This is a genomic window from Streptococcus sp. AS20 (assembly GCF_000524255.1).
GTDB classification, from domain to species: Bacteria; Bacillota; Bacilli; order Lactobacillales; family Streptococcaceae; genus Streptococcus; species Streptococcus constellatus.
Window position 1 is genome coordinate 209,899 of sequence record NZ_JANS01000005.1, and the last position, 25,926, is coordinate 235,824.

Annotated in this window: 24 protein-coding genes and 1 tRNA gene; 23 read left to right on the top strand and 2 right to left on the bottom strand. The window is 38.6% G+C overall.

The window, feature by feature from the left end:
- Positions 1-288 precede the first annotated feature (288 nt).
- Entirely contained in the window at positions 289-1,029 is a 741-nt protein-coding gene (locus tag HMPREF1514_RS02005; protein WP_003032251.1) for an amino acid ABC transporter ATP-binding protein, read from the bottom strand.
- Positions 1,029-3,206, bottom strand: coding sequence for an ABC transporter substrate-binding protein/permease (locus tag HMPREF1514_RS02010; RefSeq protein ID WP_037596917.1), 2,178 nt, complete (start codon positions 3,204-3,206; stop codon positions 1,029-1,031). Before HMPREF1514_RS02010 ends, HMPREF1514_RS02005 begins: the two co-directional genes overlap by 1 nt.
- A 194-nt stretch (positions 3,207-3,400) precedes the next feature.
- Between HMPREF1514_RS02010 and uvrB the strand changes: the two genes are divergently transcribed.
- The 23 genes from uvrB (at position 3,401) to HMPREF1514_RS02125 (ending at position 25,924) form a co-directional block, all read left to right on the top strand.
- On the top strand, positions 3,401-5,389 hold the full coding sequence (gene uvrB, locus HMPREF1514_RS02015; protein ID WP_003068887.1) for an excinuclease ABC subunit UvrB: 1,989 nt from the start codon (positions 3,401-3,403) through the stop codon (positions 5,387-5,389).
- Between the two features lie 22 nt (positions 5,390-5,411).
- Positions 5,412-5,909, top strand: a complete 498-nt coding sequence (locus HMPREF1514_RS02020; protein WP_037596918.1) for a GNAT family N-acetyltransferase — start codon at positions 5,412-5,414, stop codon at positions 5,907-5,909.
- 36 nt (positions 5,910-5,945) lie between these two features.
- Positions 5,946-6,497, top strand: a complete 552-nt coding sequence (locus HMPREF1514_RS02025) for a DUF1697 domain-containing protein (protein ID WP_037596920.1) — start codon at positions 5,946-5,948, stop codon at positions 6,495-6,497.
- Between the two features lie 202 nt (positions 6,498-6,699).
- On the top strand, positions 6,700-7,830 hold the full coding sequence (gene hemW, locus HMPREF1514_RS02030; RefSeq protein ID WP_037596921.1) for a radical SAM family heme chaperone HemW: 1,131 nt from the start codon (positions 6,700-6,702) through the stop codon (positions 7,828-7,830).
- Positions 7,831-7,833: 3 nt separating this feature from the next.
- Complete coding sequence (locus HMPREF1514_RS02035; RefSeq protein ID WP_037596922.1) at positions 7,834-8,574, top strand: acyl-[acyl-carrier-protein] thioesterase; 741 nt, start codon at positions 7,834-7,836, stop codon at positions 8,572-8,574.
- Entirely contained in the window at positions 8,561-9,187 is a 627-nt protein-coding gene (locus HMPREF1514_RS02040) for an NUDIX hydrolase N-terminal domain-containing protein (RefSeq protein WP_037596923.1), read from the top strand. Before HMPREF1514_RS02035 ends, HMPREF1514_RS02040 begins: the two co-directional genes overlap by 14 nt.
- Before the next feature lie 93 nt (positions 9,188-9,280).
- Entirely contained in the window at positions 9,281-10,054 is a 774-nt protein-coding gene (locus HMPREF1514_RS02045) for a TIGR01457 family HAD-type hydrolase (protein WP_037596924.1), read from the top strand.
- Positions 10,044-10,682 (top strand): TIGR01906 family membrane protein, encoded by a 639-nt coding sequence (locus HMPREF1514_RS02050; RefSeq protein WP_037596925.1) that lies wholly within the window; start codon positions 10,044-10,046, stop codon positions 10,680-10,682. Before HMPREF1514_RS02045 ends, HMPREF1514_RS02050 begins: the two co-directional genes overlap by 11 nt.
- Complete coding sequence (locus HMPREF1514_RS02055; RefSeq protein ID WP_037596926.1) at positions 10,682-11,632, top strand: CPBP family intramembrane glutamic endopeptidase; 951 nt, start codon at positions 10,682-10,684, stop codon at positions 11,630-11,632. The genes HMPREF1514_RS02050 and HMPREF1514_RS02055 overlap by 1 nt, the downstream gene beginning before the upstream one ends.
- A gap of 77 nt (positions 11,633-11,709) precedes the next feature.
- Entirely contained in the window at positions 11,710-12,132 is a 423-nt protein-coding gene (gene ndk / locus HMPREF1514_RS02060) for a nucleoside-diphosphate kinase (RefSeq protein WP_037596927.1), read from the top strand.
- A 154-nt stretch (positions 12,133-12,286) separates the two neighbouring features.
- Positions 12,287-13,177, top strand: coding sequence for an RNase adapter RapZ (rapZ, locus tag HMPREF1514_RS02065; protein ID WP_003068901.1), 891 nt, complete (start codon positions 12,287-12,289; stop codon positions 13,175-13,177).
- Positions 13,174-14,151 (top strand): YvcK family protein, encoded by a 978-nt coding sequence (locus HMPREF1514_RS02070; protein ID WP_003035601.1) that lies wholly within the window; start codon positions 13,174-13,176, stop codon positions 14,149-14,151. Before rapZ ends, HMPREF1514_RS02070 begins: the two co-directional genes overlap by 4 nt.
- A complete protein-coding gene (gene whiA, locus HMPREF1514_RS02075; RefSeq protein WP_037596929.1) occupies positions 14,148-15,059 on the top strand; it encodes a DNA-binding protein WhiA in 912 nt (303 codons plus the stop codon). The genes HMPREF1514_RS02070 and whiA overlap by 4 nt, the downstream gene beginning before the upstream one ends.
- 272 nt (positions 15,060-15,331) lie before the next feature.
- A complete protein-coding gene (pyrR, locus tag HMPREF1514_RS02080; protein ID WP_037596931.1) occupies positions 15,332-15,853 on the top strand; it encodes a bifunctional pyr operon transcriptional regulator/uracil phosphoribosyltransferase PyrR in 522 nt (173 codons plus the stop codon).
- A gap of 4 nt (positions 15,854-15,857) precedes the next feature.
- Positions 15,858-17,126: a uracil-xanthine permease family protein gene (locus HMPREF1514_RS02085; RefSeq protein WP_037596932.1), complete on the top strand. Its 1,269-nt coding sequence runs from the start codon at positions 15,858-15,860 to the stop codon at positions 17,124-17,126.
- 61 nt (positions 17,127-17,187) lie between these two features.
- On the top strand, positions 17,188-18,108 hold the full coding sequence (locus tag HMPREF1514_RS02090) for an aspartate carbamoyltransferase catalytic subunit (RefSeq protein ID WP_037596934.1): 921 nt from the start codon (positions 17,188-17,190) through the stop codon (positions 18,106-18,108).
- A gap of 42 nt (positions 18,109-18,150) precedes the next feature.
- Positions 18,151-19,239 (top strand): carbamoyl phosphate synthase small subunit, encoded by a 1,089-nt coding sequence (locus HMPREF1514_RS02095; protein ID WP_037596935.1) that lies wholly within the window; start codon positions 18,151-18,153, stop codon positions 19,237-19,239.
- A 179-nt stretch (positions 19,240-19,418) separates the two neighbouring features.
- On the top strand, positions 19,419-22,598 hold the full coding sequence (gene carB, locus HMPREF1514_RS02100) for a carbamoyl-phosphate synthase large subunit (RefSeq protein ID WP_037596937.1): 3,180 nt from the start codon (positions 19,419-19,421) through the stop codon (positions 22,596-22,598).
- 95 nt (positions 22,599-22,693) lie between these two features.
- The gene (locus HMPREF1514_RS02105) at positions 22,694-23,653 is read left to right on the top strand and encodes an ROK family glucokinase (protein ID WP_037596938.1); all 960 of its coding nucleotides are present in this window, start codon (positions 22,694-22,696) and stop codon (positions 23,651-23,653) included.
- Between the two features lie 149 nt (positions 23,654-23,802).
- Complete coding sequence (gene rplS, locus HMPREF1514_RS02110; RefSeq protein ID WP_003024326.1) at positions 23,803-24,150, top strand: 50S ribosomal protein L19; 348 nt, start codon at positions 23,803-23,805, stop codon at positions 24,148-24,150.
- 39 nt (positions 24,151-24,189) lie between these two features.
- Positions 24,190-24,261, top strand: a tRNA-Arg gene (locus HMPREF1514_RS02115).
- A gap of 133 nt (positions 24,262-24,394) precedes the next feature.
- Positions 24,395-25,153, top strand: a complete 759-nt coding sequence (locus HMPREF1514_RS02120) for an alpha/beta hydrolase (RefSeq protein ID WP_037596940.1) — start codon at positions 24,395-24,397, stop codon at positions 25,151-25,153.
- A gap of 327 nt (positions 25,154-25,480) precedes the next feature.
- Entirely contained in the window at positions 25,481-25,924 is a 444-nt protein-coding gene (locus HMPREF1514_RS02125) for a hypothetical protein (protein ID WP_037596942.1), read from the top strand.
- Positions 25,925-25,926: the final 2 nt, after the last annotated feature.

Below are 25,926 nucleotides of genomic sequence, written 5' to 3' on the forward strand. Positions count from 1 at the left end.
GCTAACAAATATTGCAAAGCAAGTAGTTTGCGATGGATATATTTAGCCTTGAGAAGTAAAACTGTCTTCTTTGAAAATGAGCAAGAGCACAACAAAAAATCTACTAGATAAAGTTTCCTTTAAGCAATAGATTTCTTGTACATAAGCTCCTTACCTCCGAATTTCATTGATTTTAATATAACAAAAAAGTGATTTAATGTCAAAAAAGACCTGAGTTAAGTTTTCAATCAGGAATAAATTAAATACGAATATAAAAAATCCCGAAACAATTTTCGGGATGGAGTGTTATTACACATTCAAGACTTTATCTAAGAAGTCCTTTAGACGTGGGTGCTGTGGATTATCAAAGATTTGGTCGGGTTTACCGTCTTCTAAAAACTCTCCGTCAGCCGTAAAGATAACACGGTTTGCCACTTGGCGAGCAAATCCCATTTCATGAGTTACGATAATCATAGTCATGCCTTGCTTGGCCAATTCTTTCATAACATTGAGAACATCTCCAACCATTTCGGGATCAAGAGCAGAAGTAGGTTCGTCAAAGAGCATAATATCAGGATTCATAGCAAGTCCCCGTGCAATTGCAACACGTTGTTTTTGTCCACCTGAGAGGCTATCTGGCATGGCATCAGCTTTATCAGAGAGACCGACTTTTTCTAATAGCTCCATACCGAGTTTTTTAGCTTCGGCTTGTGTCATTCGTTTGTGCTCGACAGGTGCAAAGGTGATGTTTTCTAAAACGGTCATGTGAGGGAAGAGATTGAAGTGTTGGAAAACCATACCGATATTTTCACGAACTAGATCAACATCTGTGTTTTTATTGGTCAAATCAAATCCGTCCACAGTGATGGTTCCACTTGTTACTTCCTCAAGGAGATTTAAACTGCGAAGAAAGGTTGATTTTCCTGAACCTGAAGGTCCGATGATACAAACGACATCCCCTTCATAGAATTTGGTTGTGATTCCTTTTAGAACTTCATTTTCCCCATAGTATTTATGTAAATCGTTGACATCAATTTTTAACTTAGCCATTATTTAATCCTCTTTTCTAAGCGTTTTGCAAGTCTAGTCAAAAGAGTAATGATAATCAGATAAAAAACTGCTAGGATAGCATACATTTTGAAACTTTGGTAGTTACGAGCAATGATGATTTTACCTGTTTGGAAAAGTTCGACAAGACCAATGGCGGAAACAATTGTTGTATCTTTCAAAGCAATCACAAATTGATTGACGAAATTTGGTAACATGATTTTTGTTGCTTGTGGCAGAATAATCTTTCTCATTGTCTTGGAATAAGAAATACCAAGACTGCGACTGGCTTCCATTTGTCCAGCTGGAACAGCTTGAATCCCACCACGAACGATTTCTGCAATGTAAGCTCCAGCATTGAGTGAAAGAGCAATCGTGCCAGCTACAAAATCGTTAATTGGATTTTGATGACCTGTCATTGATTCAATAAGGTTTGGGATACCCCAGAAGATAAAGGCTGCTAGAATCATAAGTGGGATCCCACGAATAACATCTACGAAGACCTCTGAGATAATGCGGAGTGCTTTAACAGGACTTACACTAAACATCCCAAAGATGATGCCGATGACCATAGCGATTGCAAATGACAGAAGTGCGAGTGCCAAAGTAATTCCAAGACCACTTAACAATTGCTTGTAGTTATTTTGGAGGAGCCCCCAAATGGTTGTTTCATCAACTGTATTGTCTGAAGAGCTAGTATTTGAGTTTGATTTCTTTAAATACTTATCAAGAATTTTTTGATACTGACCATTTTTTTTGATATTTGCTAAACCATTATTAAACATTTGGATCAATTCAGGATTACTACCCTTTTTTACGGCAAAAGCAGTATCTCCAATAGGAGTTCCTTTGATTGGTGTTTTCAGTTTTTGGCCTTGGCTAATGGAGTATTTAACAACAGGTTCGTCATCCATAACGGCATCCACAGAACCAGAGTTTAGACTGTCATACATAGAAGAAGCATCAGAGAATGTTTTGATTTTGTAATCATATTTACTTTGATTTTTTGTTAAGAAAGTTTGTGAAGCAGTTCCGTTTTTAACACCGATTGTTTTACCTTTCAAGTCTTTATAAGAAGCAATTGTACTTGATTCTTTGACGGCAAGGATAGCGTTTGCAGTATAATATGGTTCTGAGAAATCAAAGGTCTCTTTACGAGCATCTGTTACAGACATCCCTGCAATCATTCCATCGGCTTGTCCAGATTGTACAGCATTTAAAGCAGCGTCAAAACCAGGATTTGTGATTTCGATCGTGAAACCTTGGTCTTTGGCGATAGCTTTTATCAAATCCATGTCAATCCCAGTATATTTGTTATTACTATCTTGGAAAACGAATGGTGCAAAGGAAGAGTCGCTAGCAATGGTATATTTTGCTTTGACAGGAGTTGCTTTTTTGCCAGCAGGAGTAGTAGTTTCTGGAGTGGAACTAGTTGGCTTTGTAGATCCTGTCCATTTTGAGATGATTTTATCAAGAGAACCATCTTTTTTCATTTGAGCAAGCGCTTCATTGAATTCCGTTACTAGATATTCATACTTGCTTCCTTTTTTGACACCAAACGCAAAGCTACCAACAGCTTCCCCTTTCATAGAAATTTTTAAGTTTTGGCCTTGCTTGATAGCATATTCAATAACAGGCTGATCATCCATCATAGCATCAATTGAACCAGAGTTCAAACTATTATAAGTCAAATCAGTCGTATCAAAAGTTTTAAGATTAAATTTATATTTGTCTTTGATTTTTTCCAAAAAACGTTGAGAAGCAGTTCCGTTTTTAACCCCAACAGTTTTTCCTTTTAATTGTGAATAACTACTAATCGTATTTGTTTTAGTCGTTGCGATGACAACTTTTGTATCATAATAAGTATCAGACATGGTGAAGACTTTTTCACGGTCTTTGGTTTTTGTCATTCCAGCCATGATAGCATCTGCCTGACCAGATTGAACAGCATTGACCGCTGCATCAAATCCAGGGAAAGTCATATTGATGTTCCAACTTTTTAGTTCAGCGACTTTATTGATAATATCTACGTCAATACCTTTGTAAGTTTGATCGGAATCTTTAAACTCAAAAGGTGCATAGGCTGTATCAGATACTACTTTGATTGCATCTGCATGGATATTAGTTGTAGCAAATAGTGGTAGTAAAGCTAACAAAAAAGCTATGATTTTTTTCTTCATGAGTCTCTCCTTTAAATAATATTTTTAAATTATATCAAAAATATCTTCAAAAAGCAAATATTTTTCGTTTTTTATGTTAGATTTTATGACATGTAAATTTTCAATTTGTATATCTAAGGGATAAAATATAAGGTAATAAGCTCAGAAATTTGAAATGATGATACTTGTGTTAAAATAGTAGAAAGAGGTGTTATATGATAAACAGAATTACAGACAATAAATTTAAATTGATCTCCAAGTATGAGCCTTCAGGTGATCAACCACAAGCCATTGAGCAATTAGTGGATAATATTGAAGGCGGTGAAAAAGCTCAAATTCTCATGGGAGCGACAGGAACAGGGAAGACTTATACTATGAGTCAGGTTATTCAAAAGGTCAATAAACCGACCTTAGTCATCGCTCATAATAAAACTCTGGCTGGTCAGCTCTATGGCGAGTTTAAGGAGTTTTTTCCTGACAATGCGGTCGAATACTTCGTGTCTTACTATGACTATTACCAACCGGAGGCTTATGTGCCTTCCAGTGATACTTATATTGAAAAGGATAGCTCGGTCAATGATGAGATTGATAAACTTCGTCACTCAGCAACCTCTGCTCTCTTGGAGCGCAACGATGTGATTGTTGTGGCGTCAGTCAGCTGCATTTATGGTCTGGGATCTCCTAAGGAATACTCCGATAGCGTGGTCAGTTTGCGTCCTGGTCTAGAAATTTCCCGAGATAAGCTACTCAATGATCTGGTAGATATCCAGTTTGAGCGTAATGATATTGATTTTCAGCGGGGGAAATTCCGGGTGCGTGGTGATGTAGTAGAAATTTTTCCGGCTTCTCGTGATGAGCATGCCTTTCGAGTAGAATTTTTTGGTGATGAAATTGACCGTATTCGAGAAGTAGAAGCGTTGACGGGACAAGTTTTGGGTGAAGTGGATCATTTAGCAATTTTCCCAGCTACTCACTTTATGACAAATGACGAAAATATGGAGATTGCCATTGCCAAGATTCAGGCCGAGCTGGAGCAACAGCTGGCTATCTTTGAAAAGGAAGGAAAGCTCTTGGAAGCCCAACGATTGAAACAGCGTACGGAGTATGATATTGAGATGCTCCGTGAGATGGGCTATACGAACGGTGTTGAGAACTATTCTCGTCACATGGATGGGCGCAGCGAAGGTGAGCCACCTTATACCTTGCTTGATTTCTTCCCAGATGATTTTCTCATCATGATTGATGAAAGTCATATGACGATGGGGCAGATTAAAGGGATGTACAATGGTGACCGCTCGCGGAAGGAAATGCTGGTCAATTATGGTTTCCGCCTGCCGTCTGCCTTGGACAATCGTCCGCTGCGTCGGGAAGAGTTTGAAAGTCATGTTCATCAGATTGTCTATGTATCTGCGACACCGGGTGACTATGAGCGGGAGCAAACGGATACGGTGATTGAGCAAATTATTCGACCAACTGGGCTTCTGGATCCAGCAGTCGAAGTGCGTCCGACTATGGGACAAATAGATGATCTTTTAGGTGAAATCAATGCGCGTGTTGAAAAGAATGAGCGAACGTTTATCACAACGTTGACTAAAAAGATGGCAGAAGATTTGACAGATTACTTTAAAGAAATGGGAGTTAAAGTCAAGTACATGCACTCGGATATCAAGACATTGGAGCGGACTGAGATTATCCGTGACTTGCGCCTGGGTGTCTTTGATGTCCTGGTCGGGATCAATCTGCTGCGCGAGGGAATTGATGTACCAGAGGTCAGTCTGGTTGCTATCCTTGATGCAGACAAAGAAGGTTTCTTACGAAATGAGCGTGGTTTGATCCAAACCATTGGTCGGGCTGCCCGCAACAGTGAGGGTCATGTCATCATGTATGCGGACACGGTGACTGACTCTATGCAGAAGGCTATGGACGAGACCGCTCGCCGCCGTCAAATTCAGATGGCTTATAATGAAGAACATGGTATTGTACCGCAAACAATCCAGAAAGAAATTCGTGACCTGATCAGTGTAACCAAATCTGTCCTGCCAGACAAAGAAGAAGTCGTTGAAATTGAAAGTCTTAACAAACAGGAACGTAAAGATATGATTAAGAAACTAGAGGGACAAATGCAAGAAGCTGCAGGACTTCTCGACTTCGAACTGGCTGCACAGATTCGCGATATGATTTTAGAGATAAAGGCGATGGACTGAGGGATTTCAAGGAGGAAAGCAAATGGACATCACTATCAAAGCAATGGAAACAGCTGAGGAGATAGAAGGGAAGTCCAGAGTTCATTGGCAGACATGGCGTGAAGCTTATGATGAGATTTTACCTGCGGAATTTCAAGAGCAGATGACTTTAGATAAGTGCCGATTTTATAGTCAAAAGTATCCTGAAAATACCTTGATCGCTTTGGATGATGCTAAAGTGGTTGGCTTTGTTAGCTACGGTGATTTTCGAGATCCAGCTACGATAGCGGGTGAAATTTTCGCCTTGTATGTCTTAAAAGCTTATTATGGCAAGGGTGTAGGACGGCAGCTCATACAGGCCGCTTTTGCTGCCTTGGATGGTTATCAAGAGATTTTATTATGGGTTTTAGAAGATAACAAACGTGCTATCGCTTTTTATGAAAAAATGGGTTTTGTTTTTGACGGTGAGGAAAAGAGCGTTGACCTAGGAAAAGCCGTGAAAGAAAAACGAATGATCTACTCGAGAAATTCTAAGAGTTAGTTTGGAAATAATAGATATATTTGTAAGGAGCACCATATGCGTTATGCACTTTTGCTTCGTGGCATTAATGTCGGCGGGAAAAACAGGGTCGTTATGGCTGATTTGAAGAAGGATTTGGCTGAGTTGGGTTTTGAAAACCCAGTCTCCTACATCAACAGCGGCAATCTTTTCTTTGATAGCAAGGAGCAGGAGGAGAGGATTCGGGAGAGCTTGACTGCTTATTTTAGTCAGTCTTATGATTTTCCCCTGTCTTTCGTCCTTGTCAGCTCTGCCATGCTTCAAAAAGAAACAGCCAATCTTCCTGCTTGGTGGCAGGATGAAACAGCCTTTCGGCGAGATGTTCTCTTTTATCTGCCGGAGACAGACTGGGAGAGCGTTCAAGAGTTGGCAGGTAGTTGGGCAAATGATAAGGAACAGCTGCATTTTGGGCAGACGGCTTTCTTTTATAGTAATGCTGACCAAGCGGACTATCTCAAGTCCAACTATCATAAAAAACTGCTCAAATCCAATTTTTACAAGCAACTAACCATCCGAAACGGCAAGACTTTCCAGAAGATAGTGGAGTTGGTAGGTACAATTCAAAAATGAATAATTGATAGATTTTGGTCTTCTTTTTGCTAACAAATTTATTATTTGGAAAAAGTTCAAGTTGAAGTAGCGAATTAAGTTGAACGTTTTTAACACTTATGGTATTTTCGTTGTAGAGCAAGAATATATCGATAAGAGATCTATGCTTTTTGTTGTGAACTTTGAAACATCTATATACTAAAATTATGCTATAATAAATGTTATGTATACCAAACCAACTTCTGCCTATGTACACATTCCGTTTTGTACTCAAATTTGTTATTATTGTGACTTTTCTAAGGTTTTTATCAAAAATCAGCCAGTTGACGCCTACTTAGAGCACTTGCTTCAAGAATATACTTCTTATAATATAAAGCATTTACAGACGCTTTATATCGGTGGTGGGACACCGACAGCTCTTTCAGCGAAGCAGCTGGAGTTTTTGTTAGCAGAGCTGACGAAAAAGCTGGATTTGTCATTGTTAGAAGAACTGACTATTGAAGCCAATCCAGGGGATTTGGATCCGGATAAGATTGCTGTTTTAAAGGTTTCACCTGTGAATAGGGTATCTTTAGGTGTTCAGACTTTTGACGATCGCATGCTCAAGCAAATTGGTCGAAGTCATTTAGAAAAAGATATCTATGAAAACATCGTTAATCTGAAGCTGGCTGGATTTGACAATATCTCGATTGATTTGATCTATGCGCTGCCCAAGCAAACTATGGATAATGTACGAGAAAATGTAGCCAAGGCTGTTGCGCTAGATATTCCTCACATGAGTCTTTACAGCTTAATTTTAGAAAATCACACGGTTTTTATGAATCGGATGCGACGTGGAAAACTCCCTCTGCCTAAAGAAGATTTGGAAGCAGAGATGTTTGAATACATCATTGAGGAGTTAGAAAAAGCTGGTTTTGAGCACTATGAGATTTCCAATTTTTCTAAACCAGGTTTTGAGAGTCGACATAATCTTATGTACTGGGACAATGCGGAATATTTTGGTATCGGAGCCGGAGCATCTGGTTATGTCAATGGAGTTCGCTACAAGAATCATGGTCCCATCCGTCATTACTTAGAGGCGGTTGAAAAAGGTAATGCCCGTGTGAGTGAGGAACGCCTTAGCAAGCAAGAGATGATGGAAGAAGAAATGTTTTTGGGATTGCGCAAGAAGTCAGGTATTTCTAAACAACGCTTTGAGGAAAAATTTGGTGTTTCTTTTGATCGGCAGTACGGTCAAGTTGTAACAGAACTGACAGAGAAAGGGCTCTTAGTACCTGACAGGGACATTGTCCGTATGACCAAAAAAGGTCTTTTTTTGGGCGATACAGTCGCAGAGAAATTTATATTGGAGTAAATTATGGGTTTAACTTATCAAATGAAAATGAAAATTCCTTTTGATATGGCAGATATGAATGGTCATATCAAACTACCTGATGTCATTTTGCTATCCTTACAGGTATCAGGGCTGCAGTCCATTGATTTGGGGATTAGTGACAAAGCTATGCTGGAAAAATATAATCTAGTCTGGATTATCACGGATTATGATATTGATGTAGTACGGCTGCCTAAATTTGGGGAAGAAATGACGATTGAAACAGAAGCTTTGTCATATAATCGTTTATTCTGTTATCGTCGGTTTACTATTTATGATGAAGCGGGAAATGCTATTATTAATATGTTGGCTACTTTTGTCCTTATGGATAGAGATAGTAGAAAAGTGCATGCAGTAGAGTCAAAGATTGTTGCACCTTATGAAGCAGAGTTTTCTAAAAAATTGATTCGTGGACCAAAGTATCCAGATTTGAAAGAATCAATTAGCAAAGATTACCATGTCCGCTTTTACGATTTAGATATGAACGGCCATGTTAATAACAGTAAGTATTTGGACTGGATTTTTGAGGTTATGGGTGCAGATTTTCTCATGAAACACATTCCTAGAAAAATTCATCTTAAGTATGTCAAGGAGGTACGACCTGGCGGACAAATTACCTCTAGCTATGATTTGGAGGGCTTGGAGAGTAATCATCAGATTTCTAGCGATGGTGATATCAATGCCCAGGCAAGTATAATATGGAGAAGTTGTGATGACAGAAGATAGTAAATGGTTAGAATGGGCAACTCGTCTGCAGACTTTAGCACAAAATGGATTAGCCTATAGCAAGGATGAATTTGATATTGAGCGATTTCAGGAGATTCGTCAGATTGCAGCTGAAATGCTAGTCACTCCTTCTGGTATGCCACTTGAAAAAGTAAAAGAGCTGTTTTGCGATGAGACAGGCTATCAAACACCGAAATTGGATACACGGGCAGCAATTTTTAAAGACAATACGATTTTGCTCGTTCAAGAAAAAAATGGACTATGGGCTTTGCCGGGCGGATGGTGTGATGTGGATCAGTCTGTAAAGGACAATACAATAAAAGAAGTAAGAGAAGAGGCAGGCTTAGAAGTTCAGGCAGACAAACTGATTGCCGTTTTAGATAAACATAAAAATAATCCAGGAAACTCTACCTCAGTACATCACATTACCAAAATATTTGTTTTGTGTACGAGCTTAGGTGGGGAGTTTAGAGCAAATGCTGAGACGATAGCCTGTGGTTATTTTGCTTTAGATGCGTTGCCAGCATTATCTGAATCTAAAACGACTACTCAACAAATTGCAATGTGTTTTGAGGCGCAGGCATCCAATAACTGGGAAACCCGATTTGATTAATAAAGTATAGATTTAAAAGTTGAAATAGAAAACTATTTTCAATTTATATAGATTAGAGGAGTATTTAAGCTTTTAAATTAGAGGAGAAAATGAGTGACTTATAAAGGCTATTTAATTGATTTAGACGGAACAATTTATAAAGGAAAAGAACGTATTCCTACGGGTGAAGCGTTTGTACATGAGTTGCAACGGCGCAACATTCCATATTTATTTGTGACGAATAATACAACACGTACACCTGAGACTGTTCAGGCTATGTTGGCGGAACAATTCAATGTTAAAACACCTATTGAAACGATTTATACAGCAACTTTGGCAACGATTGACTATTTAAATGATAAAAATCTAGGAAAGAAAGTCTATGTTATCGGCGAGGCTGGACTTAAAAATGCTATTTCAGAAGCTGGTTATATCGAAGACACCGACAATCCGGATTATGTAGTTGTTGGTTTGGATTGGGAAGTAGATTATGAAAAATTATCGATTGCTACTTTAGCTATCCAAAAGGGAGCCCATTTTGTAGGAACCAACCCTGACCTTAATATTCCGACAGAGCGTGGTCTCATGCCTGGGGCCGGCTCAATTATCACTCTAATTGAAGTAGCAACTCGCGTAAAACCTGTTTATATTGGTAAACCCAATGCTATTATTATGGAAAAAGCTGTTGAACGTCTTGGATTGCCACATAAAGAAGTGATAATGGTTGGGGATAACTATCTTACGGATATTCGAGCTGGGATTGATAACGGTATTCCTACACTTTTGGTGACAACTGGTTTTACTCGTCCAGAAGAAGTAGCAGACTTACCAATCCAACCAGATTATGTACTTTCTAGCTTAGCGGAGTGGGATTTTGATGCGCACTAAACTGATCTTTTGGTTGAGCATGCTCTGTCTTTTAGCGGCTACGATTTTATTGACGATTTATCTCACTTGGTTGTTTTATCCTTTGGAAATTTCTTGGTTACATTTAGAAAGCAAAGTTTATCTCAAATCTACAACGATTCAGTACAATTTTAATATTTTGATGAATTACCTAACCAATCCATTCCAGCAAAAACTCTCAATGCCCGATTTTCACTCATCAGCAGCAGGATTGCATCATTTCCAAACTGTGAAATATCTTTTTCATCTGGTTCAGATTGTTTTCCTAGCAACCTTACCAGTAGTTTATTTGTTTGTAAAACATATAATTAAAAAAGGTTATTTATCTGTTTTTTCAAAGGCCGTTTTGAGTATTGTTTACCTGCCAATTATTGTTGGAGCTATCGCATTTGGGATCGGATTTGATGCGTTTTTTACTCTCTTTCATAAGATTTTATTTGTCGGAGACAATACTTGGCTCTTTGATCCTGTGAAAGATCCAGTGATTTGGATTTTACCGGAAGAATTTTTCTGCCATACTTTTCTATTATTTTTTGCCTTTTATGAAGGATTCGCATTATTACTCTATAGCTGGAGTAAAAAAAGTTATTTGAAAAAGAAAGGAAACTGATGCAAACAAATCAGCAAGTAAGAAAAGATATTGGTTTATTCTCTGCTTTATGTCTACTATATGTGGCCGTAATGGCAATGATTAGTCTGATTTATCAAACGATTGTAACCTTATTTCAAGCGATTCGTTATCCCGGAAATCTTGAGAGAATCCAAAAAGCAACGGAAAGTTTTATGTCACGCGATGGCAGCTATTATCTAATTGCTGTTTGTGCAGGAGTATTTATCTTTTGGTTGTATCGGGACGGAAAATTATTTAAGTCTGATTTACGAATGCAGAAAAGAGCCATGACTTCAAAAACGTTTGGGATAGTCTTATCTTTCTTGCTTCTAGGTCAATTAGGTTTTGTACTGTTTAATCAGATTTTTGAAACAATCTTTAATTTATTTGGTTTTACTATGCTTAAAGCTGTCGAATCAGCTTCGGCAGGTTCAGATAGTGTTTCTATGTTTTTGTATGCAAGCTTTTTTGGACCTGTTTCAGAAGAATTGATTTTCCGTGGGGCAGGTTTAAGAACGTTTGAAAAATATGGAAAAATCTTTGCAATTCTGATGTCCTCACTCTTATTTGGTTTGTTTCATGGTAATCTCCCGCAGTTCGTTTTTGCAACTTTTGTTGGAGTGATCTTCTCTTATGTGACCTTGGAGTATTCTATTTTCTGGGCAATGATTTTTCATATTTTTAACAATTTAGTTATCGGAGAAGGATTAACTTATCTCTATTCTTTTTTGCCAGACGATGTAGGAGGTGCCTTGCATTTGTTTATCCTGCTAATTGGTGCAAGCATCGCAGTCATTTTCCTATTAAAAAATAAAACAGATATAAAAAGGTATGTACGGAGAAATCGTGCATATCCAGGAACATATCGGCAAGCTTTCCGCTCGGTCTGGTTTTGGCTCTTCGTATTTTTTATGTGTCTAACGTCGTTGACATTGATAAGGCATTTATAAAAGAGAGTTTTGAAAAGACTTTCAACTTTCTTTCATTTATGATAAAATAAAGGTAATAAAAGAGGAGTGTGTCAATCATGGAACAAACATTTTTTATTATAAAGCCAGATGGTATAAAACGTGGTTTGGTTGGAGAAGTACTGAAGCGCGTGGAACGACGTGGTTATAAAATTGAACGATTAGAAATGAGAACGAATGTTCCAAACCATATAATTGATCAGCATTATGAAGCTCTATTAACAAAAGAGTTTTACCCCGCAATTCGTGAGTATATGACAAGTGGACCTTTGATTGTTGGTATTTTATCGGGAAATCAAGTGATTTCAGGTTGGCGTCACATGATGGGTGCTACTCATCCAGAAGAAGCTCTACCAGGGACGATTCGTGGGGATTTTGCGCAAGCAGCTGAGGATGGTGCAACGATTCAAAATGTTGTCCATGGTTCAGATTCTGAAGCATCAGCCAAACGAGAAATTGCCCTTTGGTTCGATGAAGAATGAAGCAATAAATATAAATGTGAATTGAGAGAAGAACTACATTAATCGCTGTTATTCTCTCTTTTTTATTATAAGATTCACGTCTGGTATGTTATAATAAAAAAGAATTAACGATACTTTAGGATATTGAAATTGATTATTGTATCAAGGAGGAGATATGTCAGATAAAAAAATTCATTTAGTAATTGTGACAGGAATGAGTGGGGCAGGAAAGACTGTAGCCATCCAGTCTTTTGAAGATTTGGGCTATTTTACGATTGATAATATGCCTCCTACGCTGGTTCCTAAATTTTTGCAGTTGGTTGAAACAACGCAAGACAATGACAAAATTGCCATGGTTGTGGATATGCGCAGTCGTTCTTTCTTTTCGGAAATTCAACAAGTTTTAGATGAAATTGAAAATAACGATGGACTTGATTTTAAAATTTTATTTCTAGATGCAGCAGACACAGAATTGGTCGCTCGTTACAAGGAAACACGACGTAGCCATCCTTTAGCGGCAGATGGGCGTATTTTAGACGGGATAAAATTAGAGCGGGAATTACTTGCACCATTAAAAAACATGAGCCAAAATGTGGTAGATACGACTGACTTAACACCACGTGCATTGCGTAAAACAATTTCTGAGCATTTCTCGGACTCAACAAAACTCCAATCATTTCGCGTTGAAGTGGTAAGTTTCGGCTTTAAATACGGTATCCCGTTAGACGCGGATCTTGTTTTTGATGTGCGTTTTTTACCAAATCCTTATTACCAACCAGAACTCCGCAATCAAACAGGGCTTGATAAAGCAGTTTATGATTATGTCATGAATCATACGGAGTCAGAAGAATTTTATCAACATTTAGTGGCACTTATCAAGCCTATTTTGCCGGGTTACAAAAAAGAAGGAAAGTCTGTTTTGACAATTGCTGTCGGTTGTACAGGTGGTCAACACAGAAGTGTCGCTTTTGCCCAACGTTTAGCCGATGATTTGGCTAATGATTGGACTGTTCATTCGTCTCATCGAGATAAAGACCGTAGAAAGGAAACGGTAAACCGTTCATGAGAAAACCTAAAATTGCTGTTATCGGTGGTGGTACAGGAATTTCTGTGATTTTAGACAGTTTGCGTAAGAAAGATGTAGATATTGCAGCCATTGTAACAGTCGCTGATGACGGAGGAAGTTCAGGTGAATTACGGAAAAACATTCAGCAATTAACACCACCAGGTGATTTACGAAATGTTTTGGTGGCTTTGTCGGATATGCCTCGTTTTTATGAAAAAGTCTTTCAATATCGCTTTGCAGAAGAAGACGGTGCTTTAGCTGGACATCCTCTTGGAAACTTGATTATTGCCGGAATTTCAGAAATGCAGGGTTCGACTTATAATGCTATGCAGCTGTTGACCAAGTTTTTCCACACAACTGGCAAGATTTATCCGTCTTGTGATACACCTTTGACGCTTCATGCAGTATTTACGGATGGAAGTGAGGTGGCTGGAGAAAGTCATTTGGCAGAGCACCAAGGTATGATTGAACGAGTTTATGTCACCAACACCTATAATGACCAAAAACCAACTGCTAGTCGCAAAGTGGTACAAACAATTTTAGAAAGTGATATGGTAGTTTTGGGACCGGGATCATTGTTTACCTCTATCTTACCCAATATGGTGATAGAAGAAATTGGGCAAGCGCTCTTGGAAACCCAAGCAGAGATTGCTTATGTTTGTAATATTATGACGCAGCGTGGTGAAACCGAGCATTTCACAGATAGTGACCACGTAGCTGTTTTGCATCGTCATCTTGGGAAAGCATTTATTGACACGGTTTTAGTGAACATTGAGCAAGTTCCTCAAGAATATATGAATTCTAATAAATTTGATGAATATTTAGTGCAAGTTGAACATGATTTTCAAGGCCTGAAAAAACAAGTTCCTCGTGTCATTTCGTCTAATTTTCTTCGCTTGGAAAATGGCGGAGCTTTTCATGACGGTAAGTCTGTGGTAGATGAACTGATGAAGATCATACAGGTGCGTAAATGAGTTTTACTATTAAAGTGAAAGAAGAATTGCTCGGTCTAGGCAGGAAAGACAAAACAGAATTATCTGCAATTATTAAAATGTCAGGGAGCTTAGGAATTGCTAGTCAGGGTTTGACATTATCCGTTACAACAGAGAATGCAAAAATTGCTCGCCATATTTATGAATTATTGGCAGCTTTTTATCACGTTAAGTCTGATATTCGCCATCATCAAAAAACAAATCTTCGGAAAAATCGTGTTTACACTGTTTTTTTAAATGAAAGTGTGGAACAAATTTTAGCTGATTTGCACTTGGCAGACTCTTTTTTTGGAATTGAAGCAGGTATTGATCAAGCTATTTTATCAGATGATGAAGCTAGCCGAGCTTATTTGCGTGGGGCTTTTCTGTCAAGTGGCAGTATGCGCGATCCAGAGTCAGGAAAATATCAGTTGGAAATCTTGTCGGTTTATTCTGATCATGCCGAAGGGTTAGCAACCTTAATGCGAAAATTTTTGTTGGATGCAAAAATAATTGAGCGTAAAAAAGGAGCGGTGACCTATCTGCAACGAGCTGAAGATATTATGGACTTTTTGATTGTGACTGGTGCTATGAAAGCAATGACTGAATTTGAGTCGGTCAAACTTTTGCGAGAAGCTAGAAATGACCTGAATCGGACAAACAATGCAGAAACGGCTAATATCGCTCGAACAGTGACGGCTAGTATGAAGACCATTCACAATATTGGCAAGATTATTGATACAGTTGGTTTAGAAAGTTTGCCTGTTGATTTACAGGAAGTTGCTTATCTGCGTGTCAACCACCCCGATTATTCTATTCAGCAATTGGCAGATAGTCTTAGTAAGCCTTTGACGAAAAGTGGTGTCAATCATCGTTTGAGAAAAATCAATAAAATTGCAAATGAATTGTAGGAAATACAAAGAAGTACGGTTTTTGTGTTATATGCAGAATCAATTTAGGGATTTCCGTGAAAACTTTACAGTTTTCTCTTGAATATTTTCAAAAAATGTGATATAGTTATAAAAATTAAATAATCCTTTAAATCTGTCCCGTGAGGCAGACAAGGAGTCAAAGTATAAGATGGTGTCGCACAGTGAGGCTGTTGGTAGTTTCTCTGTGCTTGCCTAGATTTTCTGAAGTCTCCTTGTGAAGGAGACTTTTTCTATTTTTAAGGAGGCTTTCTATGAAAACGAAAGAAGTTGTTGATGGTTTGACAATGAAACGTGCTATTACACGCATTACTTATGAAATCATCGAACGCAACAAAGAGCTAGACAAGATTGTCTTGATTGGTATTAAGACCAGGGGGGTTTACATTGCCCAACGGATTCAGGAACGATTGGTACAGCTTGAAAAGGTCAATGTACCTATCGGTGAGTTGGATACTAAACCATTCCGTGATGACTTTAAGGTGGAAGAAGATACGACACACGTTCCGGTTGATATTACAGATCATGAAGTTATCTTGGTGGATGATGTGCTCTATACAGGACGCACCATTCGTGCCGCTATTGATAATTTAGTTAGTTTGGGACGTCCGTCACGTGTTAGCCTGGCTGTTTTAGTAGACCGCGGACACCGTGAATTGCCGATTCGAGCAGATTATGTGGGCAAAAACATTCCAACTAGTCGAACAGAAGAAATTATTGTGGAAATGATAGAACAGGATGGTCAAGACCGTGTCTTGATTGCGGAGGGGTTATAAGAAAATGAGTCAAAATGTAAAATACGATGTTCATGATATGCCAAAGCCAGGTCTACTTGTAGGATTGTCATTTCAGCATTTGTTTGCGATGTTTGGAGCGACGGTTTTGGTTCCAATTCTGGTTGGAATTGACCCAGCAGTTGCCTTGTTTTCAAGTGGTCTTGGAACATTAGCGCATTTAACAGTTACTAAATACAAAGTACCAGCTTATATGGGTTCTAGCTTTGCTTATATTGCAGCCATGCAAATGTTGATGAAAACAGACGGTATCGCTGCTGTCGCTCAAGGAGCTATTACTGGTGGTCTGGTTTATTTCATTGTCGCTCTCACTGTAAAATTTGCTGGAAACGCTTGGATTGATAAAATTTTGCCGCCAGTTGTTGTAGGACCAATCATTATGGTTATTGGACTAAGTCTGGCCAGCACAGCGGTAAACGATGTCATGTTAAAAGATGGTAAATATAATTTAACTTATTTCATTATTGGGATTGTTACTCTCTTTGCAGTCATTCTTTTCAATATTTATGGTAAAAAGATTGTAGGAATTATTCCAGTGCTGTTGGGCTTGATTGTAGGATATGTCTTTGCGCTCGTTCTTGGAGCGGTAACAGGAGAAGACATCATTTCCTTTACAAAAGTTTCTCAAGCTTCATGGTTTCATGTCCCACCTATGCATCTTCCCTTCTTAGACTATAGCGTTAAATTCTATCCAAGTGCAATTTTAACAATGGCGCCAATTGCATTTGTGACTATGACAGAGCATTTTGGTCATGTCATGGTACTGAATAGTTTGACCGAAAAAGATTTCTTTAAAGACCCGGGATTGGATAAAACTCTTGCTGGAGACGGTCTTGCACAAGTGATAGCTGGGATTTTTGGTGCACCACCAGTGACTAGTTATGGTGAAAATATTGGTGTGATGGCTTTAAATAAAATCTATAGCGTTTATGTTATTGCAGGCGCAGCAGTACTTGCGATTGTGATGAGTTTTGTCGGAAAAGTATCGGCACTCTTACAATCTATTCCAACTCCAGTTCTAGGCGGTATTTCTATTGCGCTCTTTGGAGTCATCGCTTCTAGTGGTTTGAAAATTTTAATTGAAAAACAAACAGACTTTGATAATAAGAAAAACCTGTTAATTGCCAGTGTAATTTTAGTTGCAGGAATTGGCGGCTTAACGCTTCAACTTTCAGGTCTGCAAATTTCGGGAGTTGCTTTATCAACAGTTCTTGGAATTGTGCTCTATCTTATTCTGCCGGAACCTAAAAATTAGTTTAGACACCTAACTTTATTAAAAGAAATATCTCGTATCTAATAAAAGGAGAAATCACATCATGTCATCCAATCAAATCGCTCTTAAAAATGTTGTATCAATGGAAACTCTTACGAATGAGGAAGTATTGAGTTTGATTAAACGCGGAATTGAATTTAAAAATGGAGCGAAAGCTCATTTTGATGAACGACATACTATTTCTAATCTTTTCTTTGAACCATCTACACGAACTCACAAAGCTTTTGAAATGGCTGAATTGAAGCTGGGATGTAATTTGCTTGATTTTGATTCAAAAACGAGCTCCATCAATAAAGGTGAAACCTTGTATGATACGATATTAACCATGTCGGCCCTGGGAGTAGATGTTTGCGTCATTCGGCATCCAGAAGTGGATTACTACAAGGAATTGATTGAAAGTCCAACGATTACAACTGCAATTGTCAATGGTGGTGATGGCTCTGGACAACATCCGAGTCAAAGTTTGCTAGATTTGATGACCATTTATCAAGAGTTTGGGCATTTTGACGGCTTGAAGGTAGCAATTGCTGGTGACTTAGACCACTCGCGCGTGGCTAAGTCCAATATGCAAATTCTAAAACGTCTTGGAGCAGAGCTTTTCTTTGCAGGTCCAGATGTATGGAGAAGTGAAGAGTTTGCTGATTATGGACAATTTGTCACACTTGATGAAGTCGTTGACCAAGTGGATGTTTTGATGCTTCTGCGCGTCCAACACGAGCGTCATGATGACGATTCGCTCTTTTCAAAAGAAAATTACCATAAAATGCATGGTCTAACACAGGAACGATATGATAGGCTGAAAGATACAGCAATCATCATGCATCCGGCTCCGGTAAATCGTGATGTAGAAATTGCAGATCACTTAGTGGAAGCTCCAAAATCTCGTATTGTAGAGCAAATGACAAATGGTGTATTTGTTCGGATGGCAATTATCGAGTCTGTCCTAAATGGACGAAAAAAATAATAAGCATTAATACGTTGCTGCAATAACAAACGGAGGGCAAAGATGGAAAAGCGCTTGTTAATTCTGGAAGACGGGACGGTATTTGAAGGTGAGGCGTTCGGGGCTGATATTGATGTGACTGGAGAAATTGTGTTTAATACAGGTATGACCGGCTATCAAGAATCTATTACAGATCAATCTTATAATGGACAAATCTTAACCTTTACTTATCCGTTAATTGGAAATTATGGAATTAACCGCGACGACTATGAATCAATCACTCCCACATGTAAGGGAGTGGTTGTTTATGAGTGGGCACGCCGAGCAAGTAATTGGCGCAATCAAATGACCCTGAATGAGTTTTTAAATATCAAGAAAATTCCAGGAATTGCTGGTATTGATACGAGGGCATTAACAAAAATCATTCGGCAATATGGGACGATGAAGGCAACATTGGCTAATGTTGGCGACCAAATGGTGCATCTTCAAGATCAGTTGAAAGCAACTGTTTTGCCGACTGATAATATCAAACAAGTTTCAACGAAAACATCGTATCCAGCACCGGGTTCAGGTCCTAGCATTGTGTTAGTTGATTTTGGATTGAAACATTCAATTCTTCGTGAATTAGCAGCACGCAATTGTAATGTGACAGTTGTTCCTTATGATACAAGTGCAGCAGATATTCTGTACCTCCATCCTGACGGTGTCATGTTATCTAACGGTCCGGGAAATCCAGATGACCTACCACAAGTGCTAGAAATGATTCGAGGGATTCAAGGGAAAATTCCTCTTTTTGGTATCTGTATGGGACATCAACTTTTTAGTAAGGCAAATGGTGCTCATACCTATAAAATGAGGTTCGGTCATCGTGGCTTTAATCATGCTGTCAGAGAGATTGCGACAGGTCGGATTGATTTTACCAGTCAAAATCATGGTTATGCTGTTTCGCGTGATGGTTTACCAGAGGAGCTTATCATTACACATGAAGAAATCAATGATAAATCAATTGAAGGTGTACGTCACAGATACTATCCTGCTTTTTCAGTGCAATTTCATCCTGATGCTGCACCAGGGCCACATGATGCCAGCTATCTCTTTGATGAATTTATGGACATGATTGCTGCCTTTCAATTGAAACAAAGTGGTAAGTGACACTCGATGTTATACTGAAAGTTGACAAATAGAGAAAGGAGAAGGGCAAGTTCTCGTATTTGCTTAACCGAATACGGGATGTGGACTTTGCAAAAAAGATAAGTACATCCTAGACGCGAGCGTCGTCGGCTAGTTTCCTATTTTTGCTATATCCGCTTAACGCCCTTAATATCTTATAAATGCCTAAACGTACAGATATTAAAAAAATTATGGTGATTGGCTCTGGTCCCATTATCATTGGACAGGCTGCTGAATTTGATTATGCAGGAACCCAAGCCTGTCTTGCTTTAAAAGAAGAAGGTTATAGTGTCGTTCTGGTCAATTCAAACCCAGCGACAATCATGACAGATAAAGAAATTGCAGATAAGGTCTATATTGAACCTATCACTATTGAATTTGTAACTCGAATTTTAAGAAAAGAACGTCCCGATGCCATACTGCCAACTCTTGGTGGACAGACAGGTCTTAATATGGCGATGGAATTATCAAGAGCTGGGATTCTTGATGAGTTGGGTGTTGAACTTTTAGGAACCAAGCTGTCTGCTATTGATCAGGCTGAAGATCGCGATCTTTTCAAGCAATTGATGGAAGATTTAGAACAGCCTATTCCAGAATCTGATATCGTTAATAGCGTTGACGAAGCTGTTGCATTTGCTGCTAAGATTGGCTATCCAGTCATTGTTCGTCCGGCATTTACTCTTGGCGGCACAGGTGGCGGTATGTGTGCAGATGAGAAAGAACTTCGTGAAATTGCTGAAAATGGTCTCAAACTGTCACCTGTAACGCAATGTCTGATTGAGCGTTCTATTGCTGGCTTTAAGGAAATCGAATATGAAGTTATGAGAGACAGTGCAGATAATGCTCTGGTTGTCTGTAACATGGAAAATTTTGATCCAGTTGGTATTCATACAGGGGATTCTATCGTTTTTGCGCCAACGCAGACACTTTCAGATATCGAAAATCAAATGCTGCGTGATGCTAGTTTAAAAATTATTCGTGCCCTTAAGATTGAAGGTGGTTGTAATGTACAACTGGCTCTGGATCCGCATAGCTTTAAATACTATGTCATTGAGGTTAATCCACGTGTCTCACGTTCATCAGCTCTAGCTTCTAAAGCAACTGGCTACCCTATCGCTAAATTAGCTGCAAAAATCGCTGTTGGTTTAACTCTGGATGAGATGATTAATCCAGTTACGGGGACAACTTATGCCATGTTTGAACCAGCTTTGGACTATGTAGTGGCTAAGATTCCGCGTTTTCCATTTGATAAATTTGAACATGGTGAACGTCGTCTTGGAACACAGATGAAGGCGACTGGTGAAGTCATGGCTATTGGGCGTAATATTGAAGAAAGTCTTCTCAAAGCTTGCCGTTCCCTTGAAATCGGTGTTTACCATAATGAGATGCCAGAGCTTACCAATGTTAGTGACGACGCTTTGGTAGCCAAAATTGTTAAGGCTCAAGATGATCGTCTTTTCTATCTTTCTGAAGCCATTCGTCGTGGATATTCCATTGAGGAACTGTCGGATTTAACAAAAATTGATCTTTTCTTTCTTGATAAGCTCTTGCATATCTTTGAAATTGAAACAGAATTAGCAGCCAAGGTTGGTGATATTGCTATTCTCAAAGAAGCTAAGCACAATGGTTTTGCTGATCGAAAAATTGCTGATATCTGGCAGATGACAGCAGATGCTGTTCGCAAGCTTCGTCTTGACAACAAGATAATTCCTGTTTATAAGATGGTTGATACTTGTGCGGCTGAATTTGAATCTGCAACACCTTATTTCTACTCGACTTACGAATGGGAAAATGAGTCCATCAAATCAGAAAAAGAATCCGTCATTGTTTTGGGTTCAGGTCCGATTCGTATCGGACAGGGAGTTGAATTTGATTATGCGACAGTTCATTCTGTCAAAGCCATTCAAAACGCAGGTTATGAAGCTATTATCATGAATTCCAATCCTGAGACCGTTTCAACAGATTTTTCAGTTTCTGATAAACTTTATTTTGAACCGCTAACTTTTGAAGATGTTATGAATGTAATTGAGTTGGAGCAACCTAAAGGTGTCATTGTTCAGTTTGGCGGACAAACAGCTATCAATTTGGCAGAACCATTATCGCATGCTGGTGTGACAATTCTGGGTACGCAAGTAGCTGATCTTGACCGTGCAGAAGACCGTGATCTTTTCGAGCAGGTTTTAAAGGATTTAAATATTCCTCAACCGCCGGGACAAACAGCAACAAATGAAGAAGAAGCGGTCGCTTCGGCTCGTAAAATTGGTTTTCCAGTGCTTGTTCGCCCATCTTACGTTCTTGGGGGACGTGCTATGGAAATTGTTGAAAATGAAAACGATTTACGCTCTTACATGCGAACAGCTGTAAAGGCCAGTCCGGATCATCCTGTATTGGTTGATTCTTATTTAGTCGGCAGTGAATGTGAGGTAGATGCCATTTCTGACGGTAAGGACGTTCTTATTCCCGGCATTATGGAACATATTGAGCGTGCCGGTGTCCACTCAGGAGATTCTATGGCTGTCTATCCACCGCAAACTCTTTCAAAAGAAGTTCAGGCAACCATTGCAGATTATACAAAACGCTTGGCTATCGGACTAAACTGTATCGGGATAATGAATATTCAGTTTGTCATCAAAGACGAAACCGTTTATGTTATTGAAGTTAATCCGCGTGCCAGTCGAACAGTACCGTTTTTATCTAAAGTGACAGATATACCAATGGCACAAATTGCTACTAAATTGATTTTAGGAAGCAGTCTGGCTGAACTTAGCTATAAGGATGGCCTTTATCCAGAAAGTCAAACTGTTCATGTTAAAGCTCCAGTCTTTTCCTTCACCAAATTAGCTAAGGTTGACAGTCTTTTAGGACCTGAGATGAAATCTACAGGCGAAGTCATGGGGACTGATTCAACTCTTGAAAAAGCGCTTTATAAAGCTTTTGAAGCATCTTATTTCCACCTTCCTGCTTTTGGTAATGTCATTTTTACCATTGCTGATGATACTAAAGAAGAAGCATTGGCGTTAGCACGTCGTTTCTCAAATATTGGTTACAGTATTTTAGCCACGGAAGGTACCGCTAAATTCTTTAAAGAAAATGGTATTCAAGCGCAATTAGTTGAAAAAATTGGTACAGATGATCATAATGATATTCCAGCCTTTATTCGCAAAGGCAAGGTTCAGGCAATTATCAATACGGTCGGAACAAAGCGAACGGCAGATGAAGATGGTGCGGCTATTCGCAGCTCTGCCATTGAACATGGTGTACCACTTTTTACTGCGCTTGATACAGCCAATGCCATGCTTCAAGTTTTAGAAAGCCGTAGCTTCATGACAGAAGCGATTTAGACTGGGTTAAGATATATTAAGTTTTATGCAAACCTTTTCAATTCTTGAAAAATCTGTTATAATGAAAATGAAAATAGTTATTAGAGGAGAGTAGTATGTCTAAAAAAATCATTGGGATTGACCTAGGTGGCACATCGGTTAAGTTTGCGATTCTAACCCGAGAGGGAGAAGTTCAAGAAAAATGGTCTATTAAGACAAACATTTTAGATGAAGGTAGTCATATTGTTGATGATATGATTGAATCTATCAATCATCGCTTGCGACTATTGGGACTTGGGGCAGAAGATTTCATTGGAATTGGCATGGGTTCACCTGGTGTTGTGGATCGTGAAAAAGGAACGGTTATTGGGGCTTATAATCTCAACTGGAAAACTTTACAACCTGTAAAAGAAAAAATTGAGAAAGCAACTGGTATTTCTTTCTTTATTGATAATGACGCAAATGTAGCTGCTCTTGGCGAACGTTGGAAAGGTGCTGGTGAAAATCAGCCCGATGTTGTGTTTATGACTCTTGGAACAGGTGTCGGTGGTGGTATTGTCGCGGAAGGTAAACTACTGCATGGTGTAGCTGGAGCAGGAGGAGAATTGGGCCATATTACAGTTGATTTTGATCAACCAATCCTTTGTACTTGTGGCAAGAAAGGTTGTTTAGAAACAGTAGCTTCTGCAACAGGTATTGTTAATTTAACGCGTCGCTATGCTGATGAATATGCTGGTGATGCAGAGCTAAAAAAACTGATTGATAACGGCGAAGATGTTAATGCAAAAATAGTCTTTGACTTAGCTAAATCTGGAGACGAATTAGCTCTCATTGTTTATCGAAATTTTTCTCGTTACCTTGGTATTGCCTGTGCAAACATTGGATCAATCTTAAATCCATCAACGATTGTTATTGGTGGTGGTGTCTCTGCTGCAGGAGAATTTTTACTAGACGGTGTTCGTAAGGTTTATGAAGAAAATTCTTTCCCACAAGTGCGTACTTCGACAAAGCTGGCACTTGCAACGCTTGGAAATGATGCAGGTGTCATTGGAGCGGCTTCTTTAGTTCTTCAATAACCCTTCCAAAAAGAAAAATAATTCAAACAAGGCATTTACAATTTTTATAAAATTTGTTATGATATTAGTTAGTGCGTAATGGAAGCACTAGAAAACGACTAATCCGCTGTGGTCTTGAATCGTAAGATTAGTAAGATAGGAGAAGAAAAATGAATCCATTAATCCAAAGTTTGACTGAAGGTCAACTTCGTACTGATATTCCTGCGTTCCGTCCTGGTGATACTGTTCGTGTTCATGCGAAAGTTGTCGAAGGAAACCGCGAACGTATCCAAATTTTCGAGGGTGTGGTTATCGCTCGTAAGGGTGCAGGTATTTCAGAAAACTATACTGTTCGTAAAATCTCTAACGGTGTAGGTGTTGAACGTATCTTCCCACTTCACACACCCCGTGTTGAAAAGATTGAAGTAGTACGTTACGGTAAAGTACGTCGTGCGAAATTGTATTACCTTCGTGCATTACAAGGTAAAGCTGCGCGTATTAAAGAAATTCGCCGTTAATGTAGAAATAACTCTGTCTGTCGGCAGAGTTTTTCTCTAGTCCCCTTAGTTCAATGGATATAACAACTCCCTCCTAAGGAGTAGTTGCTGGTTCGATTCCGGCAGGGGACATCGTAATATGCTGAAAGCTCTTGTTACTAAAGAGCTTTTGTTATGTTTGGCCAAATTTGTATATTTTGAAAGCGAAACAAATAAAAGCTAAAGTAAGTTTTGTTTCTATAGCAGTGAGAGAAAGGAGGAAAATATGAAAGCTTATTTTATTGGTGGTTTAGGATGCAATCGTTTCTATCCTCAAGACTTTTTCGACTCTTTGCATTTTCCAGTTGTTTATCTGGATATGTATGATTCTAAGTTGAAAGAACGATTAACTTCATTACAGGCTTTGAAAGACTGGTTTGTAGCACAAGTTGATATGGAAGATGATATTTTGTTAATTGCCCACTCTTTGGGAGCAGATTTAGCAGTTTATCTAACAAGTGTTTATAATAATATTATGCATCTCGTCTTACTAGATGGTGGATATATTGATATGGACAAGATTTGCCCTTTAAATGTAGAAATAGAAGATGCTTTGAATTATCTTCAAACGAATACTTATAGAAATTTAGAAGGAGCTATTATAGCAGAAAAGCAAAATGCCACTGTGTGGTCAGAAAATATAGAGAGAGCAGTTAAAAAAAGTTTTGTATTTGATGAGGTACAAAGGTATTGGCATTTGAACTTGTCTGAAATACTTCTCACTCGTTTGTTAACTATTAGACGACAAACTACGGGGAAACTATCTCTTTTACAGAATAGAAATGTGATATTGTTTATTCCAAGAGTAAATCAAGGTACGCCCATCTGGAAACAGAATGCTTTGAAAAATATTCCGGATTTTATAGACATTCTAGAAGTGTCTGGCTGTGGTCACTCCTTATATACAGAAAAACCAAAAGAAATAGCAGCATTACTCAAAGACAAAATAGATACTAACCGGCTTTTTGACAAAAAAGAGACATAGTTTTCACTTTTCTAACCGGGGTTCAATAAAATCGTTTCTAAACTAATTCGTATTTATCGGATTTAGTTTTTTTATTTCTATTATTTCTGTATTGTTTCACTATTTTCTTTCTTTAGTTTTAGGTTTATTTAAGAAAAAATTCAGTCACTTTTAAGAAAAAATGGATATGATAGGTACATTCAAAAGAAAGAGTGTGATGAGATAGAAATTCAAAGTTAAGTATATTGATTTGATACGCTTTATCATAAAGAAGAGCTGAATCATTGCAATGTTCTTTGTAACACAGTCTCTGAATGCTTAAAAATAGAAAGAAGGAATTTGATAAAAATGAAACAAGAGAATACAAGTAGAAAAGAGAAGATGATCATAGTGGAAAAAAGTACGAAATGGTGGATGACTGTTGTAGCAGGCGGATCACTTGCTGTCGGTCTTCTTGGTGGGCTAGGTATTGGCTCATTGGCGACAAATGCGCTTAATCAGCAAACTAAAGTACAGACAAGTACGACAACTCAGGCGCAAAAAAACCAACAAGGAAACCAAGGTGGTCCGGGAATACCTCCGGGTGGACAAAGTGGAAATAACCAAGGTGATCCCAATGGAAGACCTTCCCAACAAAACGGTGACCAAAATGATAATAGTAATAGTCAAAATGGATCAGGAAATAATAATAACTCAAAGAAAAAAGCTCCATCAAATGCTGACGGTTCGACTAAATCAGACAAGAATAGTAGTACGACAGAAAATAATGACTCAAATACAACAAATTCTTAATA

Excerpts from the sequence above, each read along its gene's own strand:
- ndk (WP_037596927.1), top strand. The coding sequence starts at position 11,710 with ATGGAACAAACATTTTTTATTATAAAGCCAGATGGTATAAAACGTGGT.
- rplS (WP_003024326.1), top strand. The coding sequence starts at position 23,803 with ATGAATCCATTAATCCAAAGTTTGACTGAAGGTCAACTTCGTACTGAT.
- carB (WP_037596937.1), top strand. The coding sequence starts at position 19,419 with ATGCCTAAACGTACAGATATTAAAAAAATTATGGTGATTGGCTCTGGT.
- HMPREF1514_RS02090 (WP_037596934.1), top strand. The coding sequence starts at position 17,188 with ATGTCATCCAATCAAATCGCTCTTAAAAATGTTGTATCAATGGAAACT.
- pyrR (WP_037596931.1), top strand. The coding sequence starts at position 15,332 with ATGAAAACGAAAGAAGTTGTTGATGGTTTGACAATGAAACGTGCTATT.
- HMPREF1514_RS02105 (WP_037596938.1), top strand. The coding sequence starts at position 22,694 with ATGTCTAAAAAAATCATTGGGATTGACCTAGGTGGCACATCGGTTAAG.
- HMPREF1514_RS02095 (WP_037596935.1), top strand. The coding sequence starts at position 18,151 with ATGGAAAAGCGCTTGTTAATTCTGGAAGACGGGACGGTATTTGAAGGT.
- HMPREF1514_RS02020 (WP_037596918.1), top strand. The coding sequence starts at position 5,412 with ATGGACATCACTATCAAAGCAATGGAAACAGCTGAGGAGATAGAAGGG.
- HMPREF1514_RS02010 (WP_037596917.1), bottom strand. The coding sequence starts at position 3,206 with ATGAAGAAAAAAATCATAGCTTTTTTGTTAGCTTTACTACCACTATTT.
- hemW (WP_037596921.1), top strand. The coding sequence starts at position 6,700 with ATGTATACCAAACCAACTTCTGCCTATGTACACATTCCGTTTTGTACT.
- HMPREF1514_RS02120 (WP_037596940.1), top strand. The coding sequence starts at position 24,395 with ATGAAAGCTTATTTTATTGGTGGTTTAGGATGCAATCGTTTCTATCCT.
- uvrB (WP_003068887.1), top strand. The coding sequence starts at position 3,401 with ATGATAAACAGAATTACAGACAATAAATTTAAATTGATCTCCAAGTAT.
- rapZ (WP_003068901.1), top strand. The coding sequence starts at position 12,287 with ATGTCAGATAAAAAAATTCATTTAGTAATTGTGACAGGAATGAGTGGG.
- HMPREF1514_RS02035 (WP_037596922.1), top strand. The coding sequence starts at position 7,834 with ATGGGTTTAACTTATCAAATGAAAATGAAAATTCCTTTTGATATGGCA.
- HMPREF1514_RS02055 (WP_037596926.1), top strand. The coding sequence starts at position 10,682 with ATGCAAACAAATCAGCAAGTAAGAAAAGATATTGGTTTATTCTCTGCT.
- HMPREF1514_RS02050 (WP_037596925.1), top strand. The coding sequence starts at position 10,044 with ATGCGCACTAAACTGATCTTTTGGTTGAGCATGCTCTGTCTTTTAGCG.
- HMPREF1514_RS02070 (WP_003035601.1), top strand. The coding sequence starts at position 13,174 with ATGAGAAAACCTAAAATTGCTGTTATCGGTGGTGGTACAGGAATTTCT.
- HMPREF1514_RS02040 (WP_037596923.1), top strand. The coding sequence starts at position 8,561 with ATGACAGAAGATAGTAAATGGTTAGAATGGGCAACTCGTCTGCAGACT.
- whiA (WP_037596929.1), top strand. The coding sequence starts at position 14,148 with ATGAGTTTTACTATTAAAGTGAAAGAAGAATTGCTCGGTCTAGGCAGG.
- HMPREF1514_RS02125 (WP_037596942.1), top strand. The coding sequence starts at position 25,481 with ATGAAACAAGAGAATACAAGTAGAAAAGAGAAGATGATCATAGTGGAA.
- HMPREF1514_RS02025 (WP_037596920.1), top strand. The coding sequence starts at position 5,946 with ATGCGTTATGCACTTTTGCTTCGTGGCATTAATGTCGGCGGGAAAAAC.
- HMPREF1514_RS02005 (WP_003032251.1), bottom strand. The coding sequence starts at position 1,029 with ATGGCTAAGTTAAAAATTGATGTCAACGATTTACATAAATACTATGGG.
- HMPREF1514_RS02085 (WP_037596932.1), top strand. The coding sequence starts at position 15,858 with ATGAGTCAAAATGTAAAATACGATGTTCATGATATGCCAAAGCCAGGT.